Below are 22175 nucleotides of genomic sequence, written 5' to 3'. Positions count from 1 at the left end.
TGGGTTCACGTGGAACAATCGGCTGTCACCTCGAAGGGATCGTCGCGCGCGCGTGTTCACCACCCTGTTGCCCCTGCTGGCCTTCGCGCTGCTCACCGCGGCGAACGCGGGCTTCGTCGCGGCCGAGTTCGCCCTGGTCACGGTCGACCGGGCGGAGATCGAACAGCAGGCCGCCAGCGGCGACCGCAAGGCACGCACCGTCCGGGTCGCGCTGCGTGAGCTGTCCTTCCAGCTGTCCGGCGCGCAGCTCGGCATCACCATCACCGCCCTGCTCGCCGGCTACCTCGCCGAGCCGGCCCTGGCGCACATCTTCGAGCCGCTGCTGAAGCCGGTGTTCGGCACCATGACCAAGGGCGCCGCCCACGTCGCGGCGCTGATCCTGGCGACCCTGCTGTCGATGCTCTTCGGCGAGCTCGTGCCGAAGAACGCCGCGCTCGCCAAGCCGATGCCGGTGGCCAGGGCGACCGCCGGGCCGCAGCGGATGTTCTCCAAGCTGTTCTCCTGGCTGATCAGCCTGCTCAACGGCTCCGCCAACTGGATCGTGCGCCGGTTCGGCGTCGAGCCACAGGAGGAGCTCGCCAGCGCCCGCTCGCCGGAGGAGCTCGGCCTGCTCGCGGCGATCTCGGCCCGCGCCGGCGCCCTGCCGCGGGAGACCGCGGTGCTGCTGCAGCGCACGATCCGCTTCGGCGACAAGCGCGCCGCCGAGGCGATGACCCCGCGCGTCGACGTCATCTCGCTGCGCGCCGACGCCACGGTCGCCGACCTGCTCGCCACGTCGGTGCAGACCGGGTACAGCCGCTTCCCCATCTACGTGCAGACGCTGGACCAGGTCACCGGCGTCGTGACGGTCACCGACGCGCTCGGGGTGCCGCCGGTGCGCAGGCCCACGACGAGGGTCGGCGCGGTCGCGCGGGAGCCGGTGTTCGTGCCGGAGAGCCTCGACCTCGACGGCGTCCTGCAGGCGCTGCGCCGCGGCGGCTCCGACTTCGCGATCGTCGTCGACGAGTACGGCGGCACCGACGGCGTCGTCACCGTCGAGGACCTGGTCGAGGAGCTCGTCGGTGAGATCGTCGACGAGCACGACATCGAGGAGGAGCCGGCCACCGCGCACGGCATGCCCGACCTGACCGCCCCCGGCGACGAGCGCACGCTGCTCGTCGACGGCGTGCTGCGCGAGGACGAGCTGGCCGAGGTGACCGGCTTCCGGATGCCCGAGGGCCCGTACGAGACGCTCGCCGGTTTCCTGATGGCCCGCCTGGGCCGGATCCCCTCCGTCGGGGAGATCTGGAAGGAAGAGGGCTGGGAGTTCACCGTCGTGGAGGTCGAGCGGCGCCGGATCGAGCAGGTGCGTGTCGTGCGCCCGGAGGCATACGATGAGTGACCTGCTGATCACGGTACTACTGCTGCTCGGCAACGCCTTCTTCGTCGCGAGCGAGTTCGCGCTGATCGCGTCGCGGCGCACGGTGATCGAGCCGATGGCCGCGACGTCCCGCCGGGCCCGCACCGCGCTGCGGGCGATGGGCGAGATCCCGCTGATGATCGCGGGCGCCCAGCTCGGCGTCACGATCTGCTCCCTCGGCCTCGGCGCCCTGGCCGAGCCGGCGCTCGCGCACGGGCTGCAGGGGCCGTTCGAGGCGCTGCACGTGCCCCACCAGCTGATCCATCCGGTGGCGTTCGTCCTGGCGCTCGGCGTGGTCGTGTTCGCGCACACCGTCATCGGCGAGATGGTCCCGAAGAACCTGACCCTGGCGTCGCCCGAGCGGGCGGTGCTGTGGCTCGGGCCGCCCATGCTGGCGTTCTGCATGGTGTTCAAGCCGGTCCTGGTCGCCATGAAGTGGGCGTCCCGGGTGATCCTGTCGCTGTGGCGGATCGAGACGACCGGCTCGGTCAAGACCGTCTTCACCGCCGAGGAGCTCGCCGGCCTGGCCGCGCAGGCCACCACGGAGGGCCTGCTGGCGCCGGAGGAGCACGCCCGCATCACCGGCGCGCTCGCGCTGAGCCGGCGCACGGCCCGCGACGCGCTCCGGCTCTGGTCAGAGATCACGACCGTGGCGGAGGACGTGTCGCCGGCGTCGCTGGAGGTCCTCGCGACCCGGACCAACCGGTCGCGGTTTCCCGTCGTGGAGCGGTCGTCGCGGCGGGTGCTGGGTTTCGTGCACGTCAAGGACGTGCTCGGGTTCGTCGGCCCGCAGCGGCGGGCACCGATCCCGCTCGACCTGATCCGCCCGCTCGGCATCGTGCCACCGACCAGGACCCTTGCCGAGCTGCTGCTGGCGATGCGCCGGGAGCGGCAGCACATCGTGCTGGTGAGCGACGGCCGGGTGCCGATCGGCGTGGTCACCCTCGACGACGTGCTCACCGCGGTCGTCGGGCAATCCGTCCCCTGATCGTGTTCAGCCGGGATTTTGTCTCCCGGATTTCGGCATAATGTCCGGTTATGCGTACGTGGCTCCTCCTCCTGGCTGCGCTCGTGCCTCTCGCCGGCTGCGCTTCCCCCACGCGACAGCAACCTCGTGAGTCCGCGCCGTCGGCCCGGCCCTCGCCCGGGCACGCCACGGTGTCCGGGGCTGCCCCCTCTTCCCCGGCCGCGCCCTCGCTCGTCGCCGCCGCGCCTTCGGCCACGGCCCTGCGGTACAGCTTCGACAGCGGGATCACGGGACCGGTGCTGGACGGCGCGGGCCGGCTCCCGCTGCGGGTCCGCAGGGCCGGCGGCCAGCTGTCGACCGTGCCGCACAACGGCGGACTCGCGGTGCGATTTCCCCAGCCGTGTGAGCACTACGGTGCGGAGAGTTGCGCACGCGCCATCCTGCAGAGCGGCCCCGCTGAATTCCTCAATCCGGGCCAGGAAGCGTTCTCGTATGGCGCGAGCGTGCTCGTCGCGCCCAATGAGACTTCCAAAGGCGCCAATGTTCTGCAAAAAGGGTTCTCGGTCGGTGACAGTCAGTTCAAGTTGCAGGTGGACGGCGCCGCGGGGCGCCCCAGTTGCGTGATTGTCGGCGTGGGTGGATCTACTATTTACGTAGCCCTCGCATCGCTTAGCGTGGCTGACGGGCGATGGCACCGGATCGAGTGTTCGCGCAGTGACGCCCTGCTCACGGTGGCCGTGGACGGTCAACCCAGGGGTCGGGCGGCCATTCCTCCGTCACTGTCCATAGTGAACGCGGATCCACTCTGTATTGGCGGTAAGGGAACCAGTGCGAACAACGACCAGTTCGCCGGTGCAATTGATGATGTGTTCATCACTCGGGCGCCCTGACTTTTCGGTTAAATCGGACACCCGCTTGCTCCTCTGGGTCACTCGCCATACCGTAAATTCCGGTCGGATGGATGTCCGCGCCCACCACGGGTGCGCCAGACGGCACCGCCGAGTCGATTTTTGAGCCGGGGACCCACCTGCGTCATCGGGGTGAATCCGCGATCTGCGGTAGGACGACCTTCCCGTCCGAACCCGTCAGCTAACCCGGTAGGCGGCTGGAAGAAGGAGTGCCCCCTCGATGCGGCCCAACCGTCTGGTTCGGCTCCTCGTTGCCACGCTCGGCTGTCTCTCGCTCGTCGTCGGAGTCACCGGACTCGCTCACGCCGACCCGACGCCCGCCGAGCTCGAAGCGCAGATCGACAAGAAGTGGAATGAAGTCGAGCCCATCATCGAGCAGCACAACCAGCTCAAGGGCGAGCTGAAGGCCAACCTGGCGAAGCAGGCGCAGTTGAAGAGCCAGATCGACCCGCTGCAGGCGCAGGTCGACAACGCGCTGCTGCGGGTGAGTGCGTTCTCGGTCCTGCAGTACAAGACCGGGCGGGTCTCCAGCTTCAACGCGCTGATGACGACCGGCTCGCCGGACACCTTCGCCGAGCAGCTCGTCATGCTGAACATGCTGGCCAAGGACGAGGCCGAGGGCATCAAGGACGTCATGGACAGCAAGAAGGTCCTCGACGACCAGAAGAAGCCGCTCGACGAGCTGATCGCCAAGCAGAAGGCCGCCGAGGCGGAGATGGCGACGAAGGAAACCACCATCAACGCCGAGATCAAGACGCTCAACGACATGCGCACGAAGGCGTATGGCTCCAGTGGCGCGACCGGCGAGCTGCGCCCCGTCGCCTGCCCCGTCGAATACTCCGGCGGCGACGCCGCGAAGGCCGCGCAGGTCGCCTGCCAGCAGATCGGCAAGAAGTACGTGTGGGCGGCCGAGGGCCCCAACACCTTCGACTGCTCGGGCCTCACGCTCTACGCCTGGAAGCAGGCCGGCCACACGCTGCGGCACTACACCAAGTGGCAGTACTCGGACACCAAGCGCGTCAGCAGAGCCGATCTCAAGGCCGGCGACCTGGTCTTCTTCTACAGCGACATGCACCACATGGGGATGTACGTCGGCGGCGGCTGGATGGTCCACGCCCCGACCACCGGCGACGTGGTCCGCATGAAGAAGATCGACACCGCACCGATCTCCGGGTACGGCAGAGTGGCTTAGGGCTTCGGGACCTGGCCGCCGGCGTTCACGTCGTCGGCCAGGTCCGCCAGTTCTGGTGGGAGCGGCTCGCCGTCGGGCCGCGCTGGCCCTGGTACCGGGAGCCGTATACCGCGGACCCGTATGGGTGCTCCGACGGCGAGGACAGCCGGAAGATGCACAGCTGCCCGATCTTCATCCCCGGCCAGAGCATGATCGGCAGATTGGCCACGTTGGACAGCTCGAGCGTCACGTGTCCGGAGAACCCCGGGTCGATGAACCCCGCGGTCGAGTGCGTCAGCAGCCCGAGCCGCCCCAGGCTCGACTTGCCCTCCAGCCGGCCCGCGAGCTGATCGCCGAGGCTGATCACCTCCAGCGTCGAGGCGAGCACGAACTCCCCGGGGTGCAGCACGAACGGCTGGCCGTCGTCGACCTCCACCATCGCGGTGAGGTCGTCCTGCTGGATCGCCGGGTCGATGTGGGTGTACAGGTGGTTGTTGAACACCCTGAACCACCGGTCGAGCCGCACGTCGATGCTCGACGGCTGAACCAGGTCCTTGTCGAACGGCTCGAGCCGCAACTGGCCGTCGGCGAGCTCTTTGGTCAGGTCACGGTCGGAGAGCAGCACGTCCTGACCCTATGTGGTTTGGTTCGTGGCTTTCGCGGTGGCCCCTCGGACTGCCTCGATGACCCGCTTCGTGGCTTCCAGATCGTGCTCGTCGAACTCCGCGAGCGCCTCCCGGATGTGTTGCCCGAGCGGCGCGAAGAACTCCTGTGCCAAGGCCTTCGCCGGCGGCTGCATCACGAGGTGTACGCGACGCCGGTCCTCCATGTCGTGCCGCCGCTCGACGTGCCCGGCCTTCTCCAACCGGTCCAGCAACGCGGTCGTCGCCGCCGGGCTCAGCCGCAGCGTCCTGGCCAGCTCCCCGGGCGTCAGCGGCTGCTGCTCCTCCGTCGCCCGCCAGATGTACGCCACGGCGTTCATGTCCGTGCGGTGCAGCCCGTGCCGGCGGGTGAACACCTCCAGGAACCGGTCGGCCTCGAGGTTGAACTTCCTCAGCAGGTCGATCAGCTCGCCGCTCGCATCACCCACAGGGTCATTGTCCTTCATTCGTGGAATCACACACTTTTCGTACACGTGTACGAGTAAATTGGAGGCATGGCGACGTGGGCTGAATTCTCCGCGGCCGAGCCTTTTCTGGCGACGGCCATCCGCACCCTGATCTGCCAGTACGGCCCCGGCATGGGCTACCTGGCCACCATCCGCCCCGACGGAGGTCCCCGCGTCCACCCCGTGATGCCCGTCATCACCGACGAAGGCCTCTACTGCTTCATCCTCCCCTCCCCGAAGCGCCACGACCTCGACCGCGACGGCCGCTATGCGCTGCACAGCTTTCCCGCCGAGGACACCTCCGACGAGGCGTACCTCTCAGGCCGCACCGCCCCCGTCATGGATCCCCTGGTCGTGGCCTCCCTGGCCCTCCAGATGCGAGCCGCGCAACGCGTGGACTGGAAGCTCTACGCCCTCACCATCGAGGTAGCGATGATCGTCCAACGCGACTCCCCCCTCACCTCCACCAAGACCCTCTGGCGCGACCGCTTACCCCGACTTCCCAAAGCCCGCCGGAATGGTCCGTGCACGGCGGCCGCGGATTCGGTACAGTAGGCGTCGCTCGCGGGTGTAGTTCAATGGCAGAACATCAGCTTCCCAAGCTGACAGTGAGGGTTCGATTCCCTTCACCCGCTCGGACCTAAGGGCCCTCTGTTCGCGGTAAGCGCGAACCGGGGGCCCTCGCCATACCCGCCTGGGGTCCGAACCCCAGACCCCACGATCTGTGGGCCTCGCCGTCGTGGTTGCTACGCACCAAGCACCCTCACTCTCCGCTGGATGGCAAGCTTCGTGAGCTGCGGTTTCATCTGGAGCGTGACGCCGTGCGGATCACATACTGGATCGCGTCGGGGGAGCGAATCATTCTCCTCACGGTGTTCCGGAAGACCCGCGACCGCGAGACCAGTGAGGTCAAGCGGGCCCAGCGGGCGCTGGCGCGATGCGTCGCTGAGATGCACACCGTTGAAGAGGGGGACAGGGAATGAGCAGTCGCGGCGACTGGAGTGAGCTGCGGAGTCGGCGTATGGCTGAGCCCGGCGCAGCAGAGGCTTACGAGTCGACGAAGCTTGCGTTCGAGCTGGGTCGGGCGGTCCGTGAGCTCCGCGAGCGCCGCGGTTGGAGCCAGACCGAGCTGGCGGAGGCGGCCTCCATGACGCAGTCCGCGATCGCACGCTTCGAAGCCGGCGGGACCGTGCCGACGCTGCCGGTCCTCGAACGTCTGGCGCGAGCGCTCGACGTCGAGCTGGCAGTTGGATTTCAGGCCAGGCCTGACGCGGCATGACCAACTCGGCGTGCCATTAGCGGGCCATCGCGGCGACTGTCAGCTGTCCTGTGACGGCTGCTGCGAATGCTCAGCATGGTCATCGAGCAGTTGCTGGCGCCAGTCGGCGAAGCGGGCCCGCATGGTGATGAGGTGGTCAGCGTCGGCACCGTAGAAGGCGAACCGTCTGTCCGGGTAGCGCTCCAGCATGGCGAAGAGGTCGGCAAGAATCTGACGGTCGAAGCCGGCATCGGCCTGCTCGGCGAGTTCGCACAGGTGTTGGCGGGTGTAGAGGCCTGACGTGATCGCGGCATCAACGTCGAGGAAGTCGCGCGGTTCGGCTCTGGTGAAGAGGGCAGACATCTTGCCGGCGACGACATCGTCGCGGTGCAGGACCGGGCCGATGTCCATCTGTACAGGTGGCTGTGCACGCCAGTTGGCGGCGAGTTCGACCTTGTAAGGGTGCTCGGGGTCAGCGGGGTCGGTGACTGCGAGCCGCGCGAACGTCTCGAACCGCTGGGTGATCGCGACGGTATAGCCGTGCTGGGTGTACGCGTCTACGACCGCGTCGACTGCGGCGGTGAAGTCGTCCCGACGTTCCCAGGCGGTGAACAGGTCGACGTCTTCGCTCGGGCGGTGCAGGATGCCATGTGCCTGGACGGCGTATCCGCCGGCCAACGCGAATCCGTACTGCGCGGCTACCTGAAGCCCAAGTTCGGCCAGCCGAAGGTGAACGGGTTCCACTTAGCCGGCCATCGTTGCCGGCGGCGCGCTCAGTTCGGGGAATCGAGCCTGCCAGAGTGCACGCAACCGACCTGGGAGCCAAAGCTCGTGCCATACCTGGCGGAGCGTTTGCTCATTGAGCCATCGACCCAGCTCGCCGGCGGTGCCAGCCTGATTCAGGACTGTCTGGTACAGCACCTGAAGGTCGCCGGGATCGTCAAGGTCGTATCGGCCGTCGCCGGACCAGTCGAGTCGCTGGTCCAGGGTGATGACGCCAGTAGTTGGCCCACGAAGCTCGGTGAGGCTTGCAGGGATTACGTAGTGTCGCTGCTCCGCGTACGACGAGCCGGGCGGTGCGACTCTTCCAGTCATGAGGACTTCCTCCCGTCCGTACCTCACAGATGGTACGACCGTCCTCCGCCTCAGGAGAGGTAGCGCGGATGAGGCCATCGTCGGGACCTGGTGCGCGTGCCATTAGCGTGCCATTACGGCAGGCCCGTTGAGGGCGCTCCAGACCGCTCCGGACGGTTCGGACAAGCGCCCCACCCGGGACCGGTCAGGCCGCCTGTCCAGTTCCCAAGCTGACAGTGAGGGTTCGATTCCCTTCACCCGCTCGGACCTGGGGCCCTCTGTTTGCGGAAAGCGCGAACCGAGGGTCCTTCGCCATTCCCCCTGGGCTCGAGCCCCAGACCCCGCGATCGATGGTCGCCCTCCGCGGTGGTCGGTCGCACTTGGCCTCCCGCCACGGCTACCAGCGATCGCAGCGCCCAGTCACCCGCTACGCCGCCGACCCTCGTATCCGACCGTCTCCAAGCTGGCTACGATCCGCGCTGTGCGGCTCCCAGAAGTCATCCCGATCAAGTACATGCCCGACTACCGCACCAGCCGCATTGGCCGACATGCGGGCGGACAGTTCTTCGCAGACGTCACTGGCGCCTACCAAGAAGGTGTCACCCGAGGGCCCGATTGGCGCCACCAGCAGCGGATCTATGCGGTTCTCCATCGCTTCGACGACAGCGGGCATCATCTGGGTTCGGACATCTGGTTCGCCGGCGTCAGGGCCGACAGCCCTGAAGTCATCGAACGTGCCCAGCAGATGGTGTCGGGCTGGCTGTCGAACTTTGAGGCAGTCACCTACTGCGACATCGCCATCCGGCCCTTCCGAGCCGACTTCGACGACGTCGTCTTCGGCCTGATCGACGAGACCATCGACGATCCATACGCGGGCCACGGGGGTCCATGGGCCGAGCTTTACCCTCAACAGCTTGGGTTCCACGAGCCCTGGAACGGCGAGTACGACACCTGACGTGGTTCGGTTCAACGGGCTTCCCTGCGCCCAAAGCGCTTTGCCGAATATGGCGTCACGCCAGCCGAGGTCGCGGCACTCCGGAAGCGCGTCGACACCTGGCGGGAACAGTTGACGGCGGCCCGGGACACCTCGGGCCATTAGTGGGCCATTAGCCCAGGCGAAGGCAGGCCGCTCCAGGCCGCCCGCTGCAGGCGGACCCGGAGGTTTACACGCTTGGTCAGGGCGACCTGTACGGTTCCCAAGTTGACAGTGAGGGTTCGATTCCCTTCACCCGCTCGGACCTGAGGGCCCTCTGTTCGCGGAACGCGCGAACCGGAGGCCCTCGCCATGCCCCTGGGGCCCGAGCCCCATTCCCCGCGATCTGTGGTCACCGTCCGCGGTGGCCGGTCGTACTTCGCCAGCTCGGCCTCAGCGCCGGCTGGCGCCTGTGCTGTTCGCGCGACAGCCTGCCTCGCCCGGCGCGGCTGGCACAGCAGCTTTTTGCGCTTCCAGCCTTCGGCTATGACTGGTGACGTGGAGTTGCCGGATCTACATCGTCTGTACCGACGGGCTCGAACAGGCCGGCATGAAAGATGCGGGCGGCCTCCGCAAGGAAACGCTCTCGGAGTTCGGCAGACGTGAACCGGAACTTCACCTGCTTGTCGTTCTTCTCCCACACGTCGCCGGTGGTCCCACCAGAGGAGATCTGGGAACTAGCGGCAGTCTCAACCTCGAACGACAGACCGCGTAGTGCGCCAAGAACCGACTTGTCGGTTGCCTTGATCGTAACGCTGTAGTGGTACAGCGCGTGAAGAGCCGACACGGCATCCTTCCTGAGCTACCTGGCCTGGGCTGTCCCGGACTGCTGCGCCGAGTTGATCGGTGCCGAGCGACTTCAGGCGGCGACGTCGCGGTGAGGTTTGAAGGTGATGTCGAGTTCCGCGTCGAGGGCGGCGGCGAGTCTGGCCAGCAGTGGCACGGTGGGTGTAGCGCCACCCGATTCCAGGCGTGACAGTTGCGGTTGGGTCATGCCGGCACGCTCGGCGAGCTCGCCCTGTGTGAGGCCGAGGTCGGTGCGCCGGTCGTAGACCATCTGGCCGAGCAGCAGCGCTGCCCGCGCTTCCTCGTAGGCGGAGTTGTGTTGCTCGGCGCCGGTACGCTCCCAGCGAGAGTGACGTGCCGTCATAGCCCCTTCCGCCCTTCCGTTGTGCCTCATTGCCATTTGCGCTCGAAGAAACGGTATACCGTTCTTGGTATATCGACAAGCTATGTCCGGGCCATTAGCGGCCATTAGCCCAGGCGTCGACTGGCCGCTCCAGGCCGCTCGCCGCAAGCACGACCTGGAGGTTCACGCGTTCGGTGAGGTGGACTTGGGTGATTCCCAAGCTGACAGTGAGGGTTCGATTTCCTTCACCCGTTCGGACCTGAGGCCCTCTGTTCGCGGGAAACGCGAACCGGGGCCTCGCCATACCCGCCTGGGGTTCGAACCCCAGGCCCCACGATCTGCGGTCGCTCGCCGTCGTGGCTGAGACGCGCCAAGCTCTTCGCTTGGTGCCGGCTGACGCCTGGGCGTCGGCGAGCCGCAGCCGTTCGGGGTGATGGCTTTGTCGCCTTGGGAGAGCAAGGTCGAGGCTTCCGCGTCGACGAGGCTTGCGTTCGAGTTGAGCTGGGCGGTCCGCGAAGTCGGTGAATGCCCCAGTTCGCACGTCTGGTGGGCGCCATGACTTCGGCTCGTTCGACGGTGCCGCGAAGCGACATCGGTGAGCCGTTCGACGAGGACACCGTAGAAGACCGCTATCTCGAGGTGGCGGCGCGCTTCTCCTGAGCTTTTCCGCTGGTATTCCGGCGTGCGCTTCTACCTGCAATGTCTCGAAAACTCGCGAATGTGGGCGAATGGCTGCGGCCCGGAAGCGGGTGCTTCCGGGCCGCAGGTGGGGGATTGTCAGGTGAACATGAAGGTTGCGGTGTGGGTGGTGCCGTCGATCAGGGTGACGATCAGCTGGCCGCACGTCTTTGCCTGGGTTTTCTGGGTCTTCCAGACGTAGTTGTACTGGTCGGCTGCCGCGTCGTAGGTCAGTGAGCTTGAACCCGCCGTCACCGTCGTCTCGACCGGGTCCTGCGGGGCGGACGTGTTGCACGCCACCGTCTGCAGGGTGGGGGCGCCGCCGGTGAAGATGTTCAGGCCCTGGTTGCCGGAGAGGCCGAACTTCACCGGGATCGCGCTGCCGGCCTTCACGACGTTGAGCTTGTCGACGTTGATCGGCGAGCTGAAGTCGTGCCAGCCGTACACCACCTGGTAGGTGACGCTGACCGGAGCGGCCGTGTTGCCGGCGCGGTCACGGCCACCGGTGCAGGTGGCGGTGAAGTAGCCGACCTTCGGGCCGCCGGTGACGGACAGGGTCGCTGACTTCGCCACGCCGCTGCCCGCGTCGGTCGTCGTGCAGGCGGGGGTGACGGACACGCCCAGCGTGACCTGCTGGCCCTGGGTGACGCCGGTGACCGCCACGGTGGGCGCGGTGACGTCCTCGGCCTCGGTGACGGCCTTGTACGCGTTGACCAGCCCGTGTCCGAAGAAGCCGTTGACGTTCGGGTTCGCGGGGTCGACCTTGCACCGGCCCTGGGTGAAGTCGGTGCCGGAGGTGGGGCAGGCCAGCGGGATCGCCTGCTTGCGCAGCAGCTCCGCGATGTAGTCCGGGGTCGCACCCGGGTGCTTGGACACCAGCAGCGCGGCGACGCCCGCAACGTGCGGCGACGCCATCGAGGTGCCCGAGAGCGTGCGGTAGCTGCTGACCCCGGTCGAGGGGGACGTGGAGTAGATGCTCGAGCCGGGTGCGGTCACGTCCACGGCCCCGAGGCCGAAGCTCGAGAAGGACGACCGCGCCGGCTGCGTGGTCAGGCCCGCGGCCCACGGCCCGACGGCCGTCGCGGGGACGGTCGGCTGGGTCGTGGAGGAGACCGTCACCACGCCGGGCAGCTCGGCCGGCAGGTCGAGGCAGCTCGGGTCGAGCGTGCGGCGCACCGGGTTGGTGTCGTCGGGGCTCGTCGTGTCCACCGTCTTGTTGGCGAGGTCCTGGTTCTCGTTGCCCGCCGCCGCCACGTTGAGGATGCCGTGCGCGGTGGTGTAGTCCACCGCGCGGCGGACCGCCTCGACGACCGGCGCCTGGTCGGACTGGCTCTCGCACCAGTACAGCCACGGGTCGATGTAGTAGCTGTTGTTCGTGACCTGGATGCCGTGCTCGGCGGCCCAGACGAAGCCGCAGATCGCGTACTCCGGGTAGATGAAGCCGTCGGAGTTGACCACCTTGATGGAGGCCAGCTTCACGCCGGGCGCGACGCCGACGATGCCGACGCCGTTCTTCGCCGAGGCGATGGTCCCGGCCACGTGCGTGCCGTGGTAGTCGGCGGTCAGGCTGGTGGGCCGCCACGCACCCGGCGTCGTGTCGGGAGCGCCGGTGCCGACGCAGTTGACGGACTTCGACTGGTCCACCACTGGCGCGAGGTCCTGGTGGTTGGCGTCGATGCCGTCGTCGAGCACACCGACCGTGACGGTGGGGCTGCCGAGGTTGGCCTCGTGCGCCGCACGCGCGCCGATGAGGACCATGTCGCTCTGCCGCGTCGCGTTCTCCATCGCGTCCGGCGCGTAGGCGTCCACGGCCTCGACGGCCTCGGTGTCCTCGGTCATGGCGGGCAGGGCCGCGGTCCGGGTCGCGCCCACGGAGAGGACGGCGTCGCCGGTGGCGGCGCCCTTCACCGCCTGGACGAACGAGGGGTTCGTGGAGCGTGCGATGACCACGCCGATCTGGGCGTACGACACCGTCACCGTGCCGCCGGCCGCGGTGACGGCGGCGGCGACGTCCGCCGTCCGATCCTTGTTCACCGCGTTGACGACGTAGCTGAGGTTAGGGCCGGTGGTTTCGGCCGCCGCGGCCATTGGCGCGATTGTTGCGCCCACCACGACGGTTGTTGCCGCTGTTGCGGCAAACAGGGCATACCTGGGTAACCGGGATTTCAATCCTGGCCTCCTGCGAAACGGGGGGTGACCCCGTGTTGTGATAGGGGTTCGGTGATCGTATTTGTGTCGTCAGACAAAATTCACTCGTCTGTACGGCGGATGGTCATTACCGCTCGGAAACGCCTATTTCCGCGAGCGCGCCCGAGCGCGCCTGAGTGCGACCCAGTGGCATTTCTGTCATTGCAATAAACCTGCGAAAAGCTACTTGTCGAAATGCGACATGGCTTTTCGCACCCAGCACTGAACCGCACGATGCGGCGTCACTGGAGCCCGGACGGGCGCATCGTTGCTGGTCAGTGGCGTCCCAGGGCAGTGACCGGGGTGAACACTCATGAGTGCGAAACCTTGACGACATCGGAGCGAAACCCAATACTGCTGGCGGGTGATATTCCATTCGATAGTGAATAGATATTCACTAGAGAGGAGCTGCTATGCAGACGTCCGGACCCCGGGACGGCTCGGCTCCTGGTGCTCGGCGCCGTTTCCGTGTGCTGGCGGCGGCCGTGGCCACCGCTGGGCTCGCGGTCGCGGCGAGCGTGACCGCGCAGCCGGTCGCCGCGGCGAGCCAAGGTATGGAGCGGGCTCAGAAGCCACGCACGGTCGTCACCACCGACATGGAGCAGGACGACCTCGCGTCGCTGATCCGGTACCTGTACTACACCAACGATGTCGACACCCAGGGCATCGTCTACGCCAGTGGCCGGTACCACTGGGCCGGTGACGGGAAGGGCACGACCTTCTTCCTGCCGGGTCGCGAGTACAAGACCCCGCAGACGTCATGGCGCTGGACCGGCACCAACACGATCCAGGACGACGTCCTCGCCGGGTACGCCAAGGTCTACCCCAACCTGAAGAAGCACGACCCGGACTACCCCACGCCGGGCGAGCTGCTGTCGCGGGTCAAGGTCGGCAACATCGACTTCGAGAACGAGATGGACCACGACACCGACGGGTCGAACCTGATCCGGGATCTCCTGTTCGACAACGACCCGCGGCCGCTGTACCTGCAGGCGTGGGGCGGCACGAGCACGATCGCGCGGGCGCTCAAGTCCATCGAGGAGCAGTACTCCGGCACCCCGCAGTGGAGCAAGGTCAAGGCCGCCGTCTCGACGAAGGCGGTGATCCTGGCCAGCGGTTTCCAGGACGACACCTACGCGCAGTACATCGCGCCGGTGTGGCCGGACCTCCGGGTCGAGAACCTGCAGGCCGGCTACTCCACCTGGGGCTACAACTGCAGCCGCGGCGCGGGCAACACCCGCGGGCTGCCGCAGGACCGGGTGTATTTCAGCGGCGCCTGGATCAAGGCGAACATCCAGGTCGGCCCGCTGGGGTCGCTCTACCGCTCCTGGTTGGACGGGCAGGCGATGCCGGGCGACCAGCTCGACATCTTCGGTGACCCGAAGCTCGCCCCCACCGGCTGGTGCAAGCCGTTGTCGCCGTACGACTTCCTCTCCGAGGGCGACAACGTCGCGTTCAACCCGCTGCTGCACACCGGCCTGCAGGACCCGGCGAACCCGGGTCTGGGCGGCTGGGGCGGCCGGTCGGTGCAGACGACCACCTCGCCCAACCTGTGGACCATGGTCGGCACCGAGAAGGACGGGACCGGCGCGTCGGTCTCGGCCTACACCACGTTGCGCTGGGCCGCTGCCGCGCAGAACGACTTCGCGGCCCGTGTCCAGTGGAGCCTGGACGGCGACCACCGCGCCGGCAACCACGCGCCCGTGCTGAAGATCGCCGGCAACGGCACCGTCAAGGCGGCGCCGGGCTCGGTCGTGAACCTCAACGGCGTGGCCAACGACCCCGATGGGGATCAGGTCGCGACCAGCTGGTGGCAGTACCAGGAGGAGGGCACCTACCCGGGCAAGGTCGCGATCGCCGACCGCGGCGGCCACGACCACGTGACGGTCACGGTCCCGGCCGACGCGGTGCCGGGTCAGACGATCTCCGTCATCCTCCAGGGGACCGACTCCGGTCAGTTCCCGCTCACCCGCTACGACCGGGTGCTCATCCAGGTCATCTGACCCCCGGATCGCCACAGCCAGGCCGGTGCGGACGTCGTGTGCGCCCGCGCCGGCCCGGCAACCATGAACGTTCTTGGAATTCCTATTCATGTCCGCATGTACATGCGTACGTAGGAACAGATGGAGGCTCTCCCTGTGACTCCGACCGTTCAACCCCCGAGCGGCAAGCGCCTGCGCCGTGGCGCCGTGGCGTTCGCCGCCGCCCTGGCCGTCCTGACACCCCTCACGACGCCCGGCGCCGCCTCGGCTGCCACGGAAGCCCCCGCCGGGACCTCCGTGGCGCGAGGCCAGTCGCCGTTCCGGATCATGGTCACCAGCGACGCCGAGATCGACGACGTCGCGTCGTTCCACCGGCTGCTGCTCGAGGCGAACGACCTGAGCGACAGCCTGGAAGCGGTCATCTACTCCAGCTCGACGTTCCACTGGGCCGGCGACCCGGCCGCGAACCCGCCGATCCCGGCGTCGAACTGGGCCGGCAGCGACGTGTTCCAGAACATCATCAACGGCACCGGGCCCCAGGGCGTGGGCGGCGGCTACAAGGCCGTGCTCGACAACCTGCGCAAGCACGACCCGCGGTTCCCGTCGGTCGAGCATCTCAACAGCCTGATCAAGGTCGGCAACATCAGTTACCGCGGTGAGATGCAGAAGGACACCGAGGGCTCCGACGCCATCAAGGCGGCCCTGCTCGACAACGATCCGCGCCCGCTGTACCTGCCGGTCTGGGGCGGGACGAACACCATCGCCGCCGCGCTGCGCTCCATCGAGAACCAGTACAAGGGCACGAAGGACTGGCAGAAGGTCTACAACAAGGTCGTCGCCAAGGCGAACGTCTACATCATCTTGGACCAGGACGAGACGTACAAGGACTACATCGATCCGCACTGGCCCGACCTCAACGTCACGGTCAACCGTGACCAGTTCTGGAGCTTCGCCTACAACACGTACCGCTACCAGGGCGCCAGGGGTCTCCCGCGGGTCCCGAAGCCGCTGGAGGACGCGTACTTCGGCCCGGCGTACGTCGGCGCCATGCGCACCGGCCCGCTGATGGGCACCTACCCCGTCTCGGCGGACGCCTACGTCCTCGCGGGCGACCGGTTCCCGAACACCACGGAGTTCCTCTCCGAGGGCGACTCCCCGAGCTACTTCGGGCTGCTGGACAACGGCCTGCGCAGCTGGGAGGACCCGAGCTTCGGCGGCTGGGGCGGGCGCTTCACCCAGGTCTCGCAGCACCGCTGGACGGACTTCCCGTCCTACCTGGCCAACAAGGACCAGGCGTACAACCAGCGCAACTACGACCTGGAGCCCAGCCGCGTCCGGGACGCCAACCCCTACGGCGAGAGCTTCGACGTCGCCTACGCGCAGACCCGGTTCATCCCCGCCCTGCAGGAGGAGCTGGCGGCACGCTCCGAGTGGCAGACCAAGTCGTACGCCGACGCCAACCACGCGCCGGTCGTGCGGCTGCGCGGCAACACCAGCGTCACCGCCAAGCCCGGCGCGCGCGTCAACCTCGACGCGGCCGTCTCCGACCCGGACGGTGACAAGGTCACGACCACGTGGTGGCAGTACCGCGAGGCCGGCACGTATTCGGGCGCCGTGGCCATCGCCGGCCCGTCCGACCTGCGCACGTCCTTCACCGTCCCGGCCGACGCCCAGCCGGGGCAGACCATCCACCTGATCCTGGAGGTCAAGGACCAGGCCGGCAAGCCCATGACCCGCTACGCGCGGGTGGTCGTGACGGTTCACTGACGGGACCGCACGAGCACGTCATGTCGCGCGGCCCGCAGGGCCGCGCGACATGACCGGTTGCGGGCTCAGTCGCGCAGGAGCTCGGCGGCCGTGGTCTGGTCCGTGATGAGCACGTTCAGCCAGCCGCCGAGCAGCGCCGCGCGGATGGAGCGCCACTTGCGCTCCCCGCCGGCCACCCCGATGCGGCGGGGCACCTTCTTCAGGGTCTCGGCGCTGATGCCCAGCACCCGATCGTCCAGCTCCGACGCGATGTGCTGACCGCGTTCGTCGAAGAAGCGCATGCACACGTCGCCGATCGCGCCGAGCTCGCGCAGCCGCTGCTCCTCCTGCTCCGCGATCGCATTGCCGCTCTGCCGCAGCAGGGTGGAGGGCTCGAGGCTGCCCACGCCGACGAGCGCGACGGTGAGGTCCTGCCAGGCGTCCAGCACGGCCGCGATGCTCGGCTCGCGCACCAGCGCCTGGCGCATCTCGGACGTCGCCACGAGCCCGGGCGCGACCAGATAGACCGCCTCGGCCCGGGTGTGGCGGGCGAGCCCTCCGGTGAGCCGCGTCGCCTGGCCCTGCGCGGCGCTCGTGCCCACGCCGCCGAGGATCTGCACCACCCGCTCGGTCGCGAGGCCCGCGGCCGAGTGCATGGCGTCGACGGTGGCCAGCAGCGTCGCGCTCCACGAGGAGATGCCGACCCGGTCGTTGCGGCTGAGGGTGGTCTCCAGGTAGACGGCGGCCGCGGCGGCGATCGACCGGGTCACCGCGATCTCGTCGGTCTGCCCGGCGCTGTCGGCGACCACGACCTCGCTCAATCCGTACCGCTGCTCGACGGCGTCCTCCAGGTCCGCGTGTACGCCGCGCGGAGTGATCACCACGGTCCGGACGATGCCGGCCGCCACCGCCTGCTTGAGCAGCCGGGACACGCGAGGCTGAGAGATGTGCAACAGCTCCGCGATCTGCGGCTGACGCACGCCGCGCTCGTGGTACATCCGGGCGACCTTGGTCAGCAGCCGGATGTGTTCGGCAGCGATCCCATAGGGCTCCGCGCCGTCGTTCGCGTCGAGCCTCGGGCTCACTGGTGCCTCCTCAACGTCCTCAGCGAGAGCGTAACCAGACCGGCCAGGCCGGGGTAGCGGGAGTCCGACGCCGCCGCCCGCCAGGGCGAATCAACCCGTTGACAAACCCGACATGGGAAGTTCACAGTACATGCATGTCCAATCACAACTGAATGGATATTCAACATGAGGGTGACTCTTCTGCTGCGGTGCGCGATCGTGGGCCTGCTTGCACTGCCGGTGCTTTCGGCGTGCGGCCGCGTGCCGGGCGTGTACGTCTACGAAGCTCAGCAAGCCGGCGGCCGGCCGGGCGGTGCGGCGGCGTTCGATGCCAAGACCTACGTCGACGGCATCTGGACGTCGAAGATCGTGCCGGCCGTGCACGACAACGCCGTCGACATCTCCACCGTCGCGGCGGCTGTCGCCAAGGACGTCGACGCCGCCGGCAAGCAGTACGGTCACCAGGCCGGCACCGGCAGCCCGTACGCCTTCCTGGTCAAGGGCACCGGCAAGGTGGTCAAGGTCGACACGTCCGCGCCGACCGGGCCGGTGACCGTCGAGATCGCCCAGGACGGCGGCCAGCCGATCACGCTGTACGTGGCCACCGGGCCCGTCATCGCCGGCACGGCGATCCGCGACGGCGTCGGCTTCATCTCCTTCGGCGACTTCACCAACCAGATCGACTACGCCAACGTGGCCAACGAGATCAACAGCCGCGTCAAGAGCGACGTGATCGCCAAGGTCGACCGCGCCGGTCTCACCGACAAGACGATCAGCTTCTACGGGGCGTTCTCGGCCCTGGCCCCGAACCAGATCATGGTGGTCCCGACCGAACTGCAGGTCACGCCGTGACGGGCTCCGACGAGATCCTCGTCGCCCGGGGCGTGGGCAAGGAATACGGCGGCGTGCGGGCGCTCAAGGACGTGACCTTCACGGCGTACCGCGGAAAGGTCAACGTGCTGGTCGGCGAGAACGGTGCCGGCAAGTCGACGCTGATGAAGATCCTGTCCGGCACGGAGCAGCCCACCCGCGGCGAGATCCTGCTGGACGGCGAGCCGGTGCAGCTCGGCAGCCCGCGCGAGGCGATGGCGCGCGGCATCGAGATCATCCACCAGGAGCTCAGTCTCTTCCCGAACATGTCCATCGCCCGGAACATGTTCGCCGGCCGCGAGCTGCGCCGCGGTGGCCGCTTCGTCGACGACGCCGCCCAGCGGCGCCGGACGGCGGAGGTCCTGCGCCGCCTGGGTCAGGACCTGGATCCCGACACGCTCGTCGGTGACCTGCCCATCGGTCAGCAGCAGCTGATCGAGATCGGCCGGTGCCTGCTGTCCGACGTCCGGGTCCTGATCATGGACGAGCCGACCTCGGCCCTGTCCAACCACGAGGTCGACGTCCTGTTCGACGTGATGGCCGACCTGCGCGAGCGCAACGTGACGATCATCTACATCTCGCACAAGCTCGACGAGTTCCGCCGCATCGGCGACTGGGTGACGGTCCTGCGCGACGGCAGCCTCGTCGCGCACGAGTCCATGAGCAACACCGACACCGGGTGGATCGTGCGGCAGATGGTCGGGCGGGACCCCGACTCGCTGTACGAGCACAGCGACGCGCCGGTCGGCGACGTGCTGCTCGACGTCCGCCACCTCACGGTGCCCGGGACGGTGCGCCCGCTCGTCGACGACGTGTCCTTCACGCTGCGCGCCGGTGAGGTCGTCGGCATCTACGGGCTGATGGGCGCCGGCCGCACCGAGCTCGTCGAGGCGCTGATGGGCGCGCGCCGCGCCACCGCCGGCGAGGTGCGCGTGCGCGGCAAGCTCGCCGCCGAGGCCACCGTGCAGGCGCGCCTGGCCGCCGGGCTGGCGCTGGTGCCGGAGGACCGGCAGCGCGACGGCCTGGTGCAGACCATGTCCGTGCGCGACAACATCCTGCTCGCCACGGTCGACCGGGTCAGCCGCGCCGGGTTGCTCTCCACGTCGGCCGAGCAGCGCATCGCGGCCGGTCAGGTCAGCGACCTGCGGATCAAGATCCCGGGGCTGTCCGCCGCGGTCACCGCGCTCAGCGGCGGTAACCAGCAGAAGGTCGTGCTCGCCCGGGCGCTGCTCACCGAGCCGGTCGTGCTGCTGCTCGACGAGCCGACCCGGGGCATCGACGTGGGCGCGAAGGCGCAGATCGCCGCCCTGATGTCCCGGCTGGCCGCCGAAGGCATGGGCGTGCTGTTCATCTCCTCGGAACTCGCCGAGGTGATCGCCATGGCGAACCGGGTGCTGGTGATGGCCCGAGGGCGGATCACGGCCGAGTTCACCGCCGCGAACGTCACCGAGGAGGCCCTGGTCGGCGCCTCCGCATCCGACAGGGTCCTGGAGGTACAACCATGATCGACACGGACGTCGCCAAGTCCGATCCCGTCTCCGCCAGACAAGCGCCCGCCCCGGGCTCGCGGTTCGCCTCGGCGGCGCTGCTCCTGCTGCGCGGCCGGACGCTGATCGTGCTGGTGGCGCTGGTGATCGTCTTCAGCGCCATCTCGTCGGAGTACCTGACGCAGAGCAACCTGATCCTGATGACCAAGCACGTGGCGATCAACGCCATCCTGGCCATCGGCGTCACCTTCGTGATCCTGACCGGTGGCATCGACCTGTCCGTCGGCTCGATCGCCGGGCTCGCGAGCATGATCGCGGGCGGGTTGCTGTTCAAGGGACTGCACGTGCCGGGCGGCACGCTGTTCTTCTCCGTCGCGGTGGTCATCGTCATCGGCATCGCCGTCGGCGCGTTGGTCGGCGGCCTCAACGCGGTGCTGGTCACCCGGTTCAAGGTGGCACCGTTCATCGCCACGCTCGGCATGCTCTACGTCGCCCGGGGCGTCGCGCAGCTGCTGAGCAACGGCGGCACCTACCCGGACCTGGCCGGCACGCCCGGTCGTGGCAACGAGGGCTTCCACTTCATCGGCGTGGACAGCCTGCTCGGCATCCCGGTCGCGGTGTGGATCATGGTGGCCGTCGCGGTGGCGGCGATCGTCGTGACCACCCGCACCCCGTTCGGCCGGCGGGTCTTCGCCGTCGGTGGCAACGAGCGCGCCGCGGTGCTGTCCGGCATCCGGGTCAAGCGCGTCAAGATCGCCGTCTACGTGATCTCCGGTGCCTGTGCCGCGCTGGCCGGCCTGCTGCTCACGTCCGAGCTCGGGGCCGCATACCCCGACACCGCCACCACCTACGAGCTCAACGCGATCGCCGCGGCCGTCCTGGGCGGCACCGCCCTCAGCGGCGGGCGCGGCACGATCATCGGCACCGTCATGGGCGCCTTCGTCATCGGCTTCCTCAGCGACGGTCTGGTCCTGGTCGGCGTCTCCACCTTCTGGCAGTCGGTGGTCAAGGGCGCCGTGATCATCCTCGCGATCGTCGCCGAGCAGGCGCAGCAGGGGCTGCAAACCCGGCTGGCCAAACGCACCGCCTGATCGACACCCGTCACACCAACCCATCAGTCACGTCAACCCGCCTCCCCACCGAAAGGTTCCCCCGATGAAGACACCCTCGGCCCTGCGCCGCTTCGCGCTGCCCGTCGGCGTTGCCGCCCTGCTCACCCTCGCCGCGTGCGGCGGCGGGTCGTCCGACACCTCCTCGTCGGCGAGCGGCGCTCCCGCCGCCGCCGGCGGCAGCAAGCTGATCGTCATCATCACGCCCTCGCCGGACAACGTCTTCTTCAAGGCCGAGCAGGACGCCGCGGCCGCCCAGGCGAAGAAGCTCGGTTACGAGACGCTCGTGCTCAGCCACGACGACGACCCGACCAAGCAGAGCCAGGAGATCGACACCGCGATCTCGCGCAAGGCGGCCGCGATCATCCTCGACAACGCCGGTGCCGACTCGTCGGTGAGCGCCATCCAGCGGGCCAAGGACGCGAAGATCCCGACCTTCCTCATCGACCGTGAGATCAACAAGACCGGCGTCGCGGTCGCCCAGATCGTGGCCAACAACTCCCAGGGCGCCGGGCTCGGCGGCCAGGAGTTCGCCAAGGTGATGGGCAACAAGGGCAACTACGCGGAGCTGACCGGCAAGGCCACCGACACCAACGCCGGCGTGCGCTCCCAGGGCTACCACGGCGTGCTGGACCAGTACCCGGACATGAAGATGGTCGCGCAGCAGAGCGCGAACTGGGACCAGGCCGAGGCGCTGACCAAGACCCAGACGATCCTGCAGGCCCACCCGGACATCAAGGGCATCATCGCCGGCAACGACACGATGGCGCTCGGCGCGTACGCCGCCATCCAGGCCGCCAACCGCAAGGACATCGTCGTCGTCGGCTTCGACGGCAGCCCCGACGTCGTCGCCTCGATCCTCAAGGACGGCATCAAGGCCACCGTGCTCCAGCCGGCCAGCAAGATCTCCCAGATGGCCGTCGACCAGGCCGACTACTACATCAAGAACGGCAAGGCGAGCCAGCCCGAGAAGCAGTCGGTGGACTGCGTGCTGGTCAACGCCGACAACGCCAAGCAGGTCAACGCCTTCGCCGTCGCAGGCTCCTGACGTGCTGCACCGGGCGG

The 22175-nt window shown here is 68.3% G+C and carries 22 protein-coding genes, 1 tRNA gene and 1 riboswitch; of the genes, 16 read left to right on the top strand and 7 right to left on the bottom strand.

The window, feature by feature from the left end:
• Positions 1 to 52: 52 nt before the first annotated feature.
• The 4 genes from ABZ321_RS05730 to ABZ321_RS05715 all read left to right on the top strand — a co-directional run bounded on the left by ABZ321_RS05730 (position 53) and on the right by ABZ321_RS05715 (position 4466).
• The gene (locus tag ABZ321_RS05730) at positions 53 to 1381 is read left to right on the top strand and encodes a hemolysin family protein (RefSeq protein WP_354889610.1); all 1329 of its coding nucleotides are present in this window, start codon (positions 53 to 55) and stop codon (positions 1379 to 1381) included.
• A complete protein-coding gene (locus tag ABZ321_RS05725; RefSeq protein ID WP_344508379.1) occupies positions 1374 to 2387 on the top strand; it encodes a hemolysin family protein in 1014 nt (337 codons plus the stop codon). The genes ABZ321_RS05730 and ABZ321_RS05725 overlap by 8 nt, the downstream gene beginning before the upstream one ends.
• A gap of 275 nt (positions 2388 to 2662) precedes the next feature.
• Positions 2663 to 3256 carry a LamG-like jellyroll fold domain-containing protein gene (locus ABZ321_RS05720; protein WP_354889608.1) on the top strand — a complete coding sequence of 198 codons (594 nt, stop codon included), beginning with the start codon at positions 2663 to 2665 and terminating at the stop codon, positions 3254 to 3256.
• A 96-nt stretch (positions 3257 to 3352) separates the two neighbouring features.
• A riboswitch (cyclic di-AMP (ydaO/yuaA leader) is annotated at positions 3353 to 3485 on the top strand.
• A 9-nt stretch (positions 3486 to 3494) separates the two neighbouring features.
• Positions 3495 to 4466 carry an NlpC/P60 family protein gene (locus ABZ321_RS05715; RefSeq protein WP_344508375.1) on the top strand — a complete coding sequence of 324 codons (972 nt, stop codon included), beginning with the start codon at positions 3495 to 3497 and terminating at the stop codon, positions 4464 to 4466.
• 25 nt (positions 4467 to 4491) lie between these two features.
• Here the strand turns inward: ABZ321_RS05715 and dcd are convergent, their stop codons facing one another.
• Entirely contained in the window at positions 4492 to 5070 is a 579-nt protein-coding gene (dcd, locus tag ABZ321_RS05710) for a dCTP deaminase (RefSeq protein WP_344508373.1), read from the bottom strand.
• 9 nt (positions 5071 to 5079) lie between these two features.
• A complete protein-coding gene (locus ABZ321_RS05705; protein WP_344508371.1) occupies positions 5080 to 5535 on the bottom strand; it encodes a MarR family transcriptional regulator in 456 nt (151 codons plus the stop codon).
• A gap of 66 nt (positions 5536 to 5601) precedes the next feature.
• Here ABZ321_RS05705 and ABZ321_RS05700 point away from each other — a divergent pair, with 66 nt between their 5' ends.
• The 4 genes from ABZ321_RS05700 (at position 5602) to ABZ321_RS05685 (ending at position 6832) form a co-directional block, all read left to right on the top strand.
• Positions 5602 to 6108: a pyridoxamine 5'-phosphate oxidase gene (locus ABZ321_RS05700; RefSeq protein ID WP_354889605.1), complete on the top strand. Its 507-nt coding sequence runs from the start codon at positions 5602 to 5604 to the stop codon at positions 6106 to 6108.
• A gap of 9 nt (positions 6109 to 6117) precedes the next feature.
• Positions 6118 to 6188 (top strand) — tRNA-Gly (locus tag ABZ321_RS05695).
• Between the two features lie 108 nt (positions 6189 to 6296).
• On the top strand, positions 6297 to 6536 hold the full coding sequence (locus ABZ321_RS05690; protein ID WP_354889603.1) for a type II toxin-antitoxin system RelE/ParE family toxin: 240 nt from the start codon (positions 6297 to 6299) through the stop codon (positions 6534 to 6536).
• Positions 6537 to 6574: 38 nt separating this feature from the next.
• Positions 6575 to 6832: a helix-turn-helix transcriptional regulator gene (locus ABZ321_RS05685; protein ID WP_344508335.1), complete on the top strand. Its 258-nt coding sequence runs from the start codon at positions 6575 to 6577 to the stop codon at positions 6830 to 6832.
• Positions 6833 to 6871: 39 nt separating this feature from the next.
• Here the strand turns inward: ABZ321_RS05685 and ABZ321_RS05680 are convergent, their stop codons facing one another.
• Entirely contained in the window at positions 6872 to 7555 is a 684-nt protein-coding gene (locus tag ABZ321_RS05680; RefSeq protein WP_354889601.1) for a nucleotidyl transferase AbiEii/AbiGii toxin family protein, read from the bottom strand.
• 811 nt (positions 7556 to 8366) lie between these two features.
• Between ABZ321_RS05680 and ABZ321_RS05675 the strand changes: the two genes are divergently transcribed.
• Positions 8367 to 8840 carry a hypothetical protein gene (locus tag ABZ321_RS05675; protein ID WP_354889599.1) on the top strand — a complete coding sequence of 158 codons (474 nt, stop codon included), beginning with the start codon at positions 8367 to 8369 and terminating at the stop codon, positions 8838 to 8840.
• A gap of 502 nt (positions 8841 to 9342) precedes the next feature.
• On the opposite strand, the gene ABZ321_RS05670 is transcribed toward ABZ321_RS05675, so the two are convergent.
• On the bottom strand, positions 9343 to 9645 hold the full coding sequence (locus ABZ321_RS05670; protein ID WP_354889597.1) for a hypothetical protein: 303 nt from the start codon (positions 9643 to 9645) through the stop codon (positions 9343 to 9345).
• Positions 9646 to 9717: 72 nt separating this feature from the next.
• Positions 9718 to 10008, bottom strand: a complete 291-nt coding sequence (locus ABZ321_RS05665) for a helix-turn-helix transcriptional regulator (protein WP_354889595.1) — start codon at positions 10006 to 10008, stop codon at positions 9718 to 9720.
• Between the two features lie 504 nt (positions 10009 to 10512).
• Between ABZ321_RS05665 and ABZ321_RS05660 the strand changes: the two genes are divergently transcribed.
• The gene (locus tag ABZ321_RS05660) at positions 10513 to 10647 is read left to right on the top strand and encodes a hypothetical protein (RefSeq protein WP_354889593.1); all 135 of its coding nucleotides are present in this window, start codon (positions 10513 to 10515) and stop codon (positions 10645 to 10647) included.
• Positions 10648 to 10764: 117 nt separating this feature from the next.
• On the opposite strand, the gene ABZ321_RS05655 is transcribed toward ABZ321_RS05660, so the two are convergent.
• Positions 10765 to 12753: a S8 family serine peptidase gene (locus tag ABZ321_RS05655; protein ID WP_354889591.1), complete on the bottom strand. Its 1989-nt coding sequence runs from the start codon at positions 12751 to 12753 to the stop codon at positions 10765 to 10767.
• 584 nt (positions 12754 to 13337) lie between these two features.
• Here ABZ321_RS05655 and ABZ321_RS05650 point away from each other — a divergent pair.
• Together ABZ321_RS05650 and ABZ321_RS05645 are read left to right on the top strand one after the other, a co-directional pair.
• Complete coding sequence (locus ABZ321_RS05650; protein ID WP_354889589.1) at positions 13338 to 14855, top strand: DUF1593 domain-containing protein; 1518 nt, start codon at positions 13338 to 13340, stop codon at positions 14853 to 14855.
• 135 nt (positions 14856 to 14990) lie between these two features.
• Positions 14991 to 16601, top strand: a complete 1611-nt coding sequence (locus ABZ321_RS05645; RefSeq protein ID WP_354889587.1) for a nucleoside hydrolase-like domain-containing protein — start codon at positions 14991 to 14993, stop codon at positions 16599 to 16601.
• A 65-nt stretch (positions 16602 to 16666) separates the two neighbouring features.
• Here ABZ321_RS05645 and ABZ321_RS05640 read toward each other — a convergent pair whose 3' ends face one another.
• The gene (locus ABZ321_RS05640) at positions 16667 to 17665 is read right to left on the bottom strand and encodes a sugar-binding transcriptional regulator (RefSeq protein ID WP_354889585.1); all 999 of its coding nucleotides are present in this window, start codon (positions 17663 to 17665) and stop codon (positions 16667 to 16669) included.
• A 165-nt stretch (positions 17666 to 17830) separates the two neighbouring features.
• Between ABZ321_RS05640 and ABZ321_RS05635 the strand changes: the two genes are divergently transcribed.
• The 4 genes from ABZ321_RS05635 (at position 17831) to ABZ321_RS05620 (ending at position 22158) form a co-directional block, all read left to right on the top strand.
• The gene (locus ABZ321_RS05635; protein WP_344508323.1) at positions 17831 to 18496 is read left to right on the top strand and encodes a DUF2291 domain-containing protein; all 666 of its coding nucleotides are present in this window, start codon (positions 17831 to 17833) and stop codon (positions 18494 to 18496) included.
• Positions 18493 to 20019, top strand: a complete 1527-nt coding sequence (locus tag ABZ321_RS05630; RefSeq protein WP_354889583.1) for a sugar ABC transporter ATP-binding protein — start codon at positions 18493 to 18495, stop codon at positions 20017 to 20019. Before ABZ321_RS05635 ends, ABZ321_RS05630 begins: the two co-directional genes overlap by 4 nt.
• Positions 20016 to 21092 carry an ABC transporter permease gene (locus ABZ321_RS05625; RefSeq protein ID WP_344508319.1) on the top strand — a complete coding sequence of 359 codons (1077 nt, stop codon included), beginning with the start codon at positions 20016 to 20018 and terminating at the stop codon, positions 21090 to 21092. Before ABZ321_RS05630 ends, ABZ321_RS05625 begins: the two co-directional genes overlap by 4 nt.
• A gap of 64 nt (positions 21093 to 21156) precedes the next feature.
• Entirely contained in the window at positions 21157 to 22158 is a 1002-nt protein-coding gene (locus ABZ321_RS05620; protein WP_344508318.1) for a D-ribose ABC transporter substrate-binding protein, read from the top strand.
• The last annotated feature ends 17 nt before the right edge of the window (positions 22159 to 22175 follow it).

Source organism: Dactylosporangium sp. NPDC006015, from assembly GCF_040614215.1.
Lineage (GTDB): Bacteria > Actinomycetota > Actinomycetes > Mycobacteriales > Micromonosporaceae > Dactylosporangium > Dactylosporangium maewongense.
The sequence above is the reverse complement of the archived record's forward strand: the minus strand, read 5'-3'. Positions and strand labels throughout refer to the sequence as shown.

Coding starts and splice junctions, on each gene's coding strand:
- ABZ321_RS05660 (WP_354889593.1), top strand. CDS start 10,513: ATGCCCCAGTTCGCACGTCTGGTGGGCGCCATGACTTCGGCTCGTTCG.
- ABZ321_RS05685 (WP_344508335.1), top strand. CDS start 6,575: ATGGCTGAGCCCGGCGCAGCAGAGGCTTACGAGTCGACGAAGCTTGCG.
- ABZ321_RS05625 (WP_344508319.1), top strand. CDS start 20,016: ATGATCGACACGGACGTCGCCAAGTCCGATCCCGTCTCCGCCAGACAA.
- ABZ321_RS05635 (WP_344508323.1), top strand. CDS start 17,831: ATGAGGGTGACTCTTCTGCTGCGGTGCGCGATCGTGGGCCTGCTTGCA.
- ABZ321_RS05700 (WP_354889605.1), top strand. CDS start 5,602: ATGGCGACGTGGGCTGAATTCTCCGCGGCCGAGCCTTTTCTGGCGACG.
- ABZ321_RS05665 (WP_354889595.1), bottom strand. CDS start 10,008: ATGACGGCACGTCACTCTCGCTGGGAGCGTACCGGCGCCGAGCAACAC.
- ABZ321_RS05620 (WP_344508318.1), top strand. CDS start 21,157: ATGAAGACACCCTCGGCCCTGCGCCGCTTCGCGCTGCCCGTCGGCGTT.
- ABZ321_RS05725 (WP_344508379.1), top strand. CDS start 1,374: ATGAGTGACCTGCTGATCACGGTACTACTGCTGCTCGGCAACGCCTTC.
- ABZ321_RS05715 (WP_344508375.1), top strand. CDS start 3,495: ATGCGGCCCAACCGTCTGGTTCGGCTCCTCGTTGCCACGCTCGGCTGT.
- ABZ321_RS05655 (WP_354889591.1), bottom strand. CDS start 12,753: ATGGCCGCGGCGGCCGAAACCACCGGCCCTAACCTCAGCTACGTCGTC.